This window comes from Bacteroides sp. HMSC067B03 (assembly GCF_001811315.1).
GTDB classification, from domain to species: Bacteria; Bacteroidota; Bacteroidia; order Bacteroidales; family Bacteroidaceae; genus Bacteroides; species Bacteroides faecis.
This window is the reverse complement of record NZ_KV804462.1, coordinates 1-1,087: the sequence shown is the minus strand read 5'-3', so window position 1 is coordinate 1,087 and position 1,087 is coordinate 1. Positions and strand designations below refer to the sequence as shown.

Genomic DNA, 1,087 nt, shown 5'->3' with positions numbered 1-1,087 from the left:
TAATTTCATCCCTCAGATTTATTCATTGATCCATTATTCAGGCTACAATAATTAGTATGAAAGTAGGAGAGGAAATACCCCTCTGTGTATTTATCGAGCAGGACGCGAAGCTCTGGCTCAATCTTGACGGAAAGCGGTACCTGTTCGTGATTCTTCTCTGTATTCGTTTTAGAACGCGTATATTCCAGTCTTCCGCGGCGTTCACACGAAATGCTATATAGGTCATTGATGTTGACTCCCATCATGTAGAACATCATCATAAAGACATCACGTGCCATATTAGTGCGTTTTTTATCAGATTGGAAATCCCTGATCTTTAGCAAGGTAATGATATCTATATTCTTTCGTTTTCTCCGGTACTCCGGTATCTCAGCCTTTTTGAACGGATCGCCTGGGATTCTTATAATATCAAAGTCCTCATTGTTGTAATAGAGCTTGGCTTTGTTATACAATGCTCTCAGTCCTCTAAGGTAATGGCTTATTGTGCCCGGTTCTAAGGGAATGCCGGCAGGACCGGAGTGATATAAGTCTTTGATCATCTTATTTAGCAGAAATGAGGTGATTAGCTTAATATCTATCTTCTTTCTTTTTGTGTACCAACATAGTGTATCAATAGAAGAGCTATACCATTCAGCTGTCTTTTTCTTTTTCGTCTGAATTACTATGTTTTGAGCGAACTCTACGAAGTCTATAAACTCGGCGTCAGGAGCTAGGGATTTCTCTATTTCTTCTTTTAAATCCTTGCATGACATAAACTGAGTTCTTTCTTGTCCTAGCTTTAAATACTCTCTCCGGATCTTTTGGATATATGCATTGATCTCATACTCTATCATTTCTCCATTTGCCACATTAGGCAAGATCCGGCCGACTCCATCCATTCCTTCAGGTTGAATGAAATAACAAGTGGCTATATACTGTGACTCTCTATTGTGATAGATTCTAATTTTAATATTTGATGTTCCATCTTGTTTTAGATGTCCCTTAAATACAATTGCTTTAAATGTTGCCATACTGTTTTAATGTTTTTTAAAGGTTTAAAATCGCATTAAACAGCTTGAATCGGTCTGAATTGATAGAAAATTGTCTT

The 1,087-nt window shown here is 37.4% G+C and carries 1 protein-coding gene; it reads right to left on the bottom strand.

Going from position 1 to position 1,087, the window contains the following annotated elements; translation table 11 throughout:
- Window positions 1-5: 5 nt before the first annotated feature.
- Window positions 6-1,010 carry a phage integrase SAM-like domain-containing protein gene (locus HMPREF2794_RS23520; RefSeq protein WP_246839631.1) on the bottom strand — a complete coding sequence of 335 codons (1,005 nt, stop codon included), beginning with the start codon at window positions 1,008-1,010 and terminating at the stop codon, window positions 6-8.
- Window positions 1,011-1,087 lie beyond the last annotated feature (77 nt).

What these genes read in the sequence shown, in the direction of transcription:
- HMPREF2794_RS23520 (WP_246839631.1), bottom strand. Translation starts at nt 1,010, where the DNA reads ATGGCAACATTTAAAGCAATTGTATTTAAGGGACATCTAAAACAAGAT.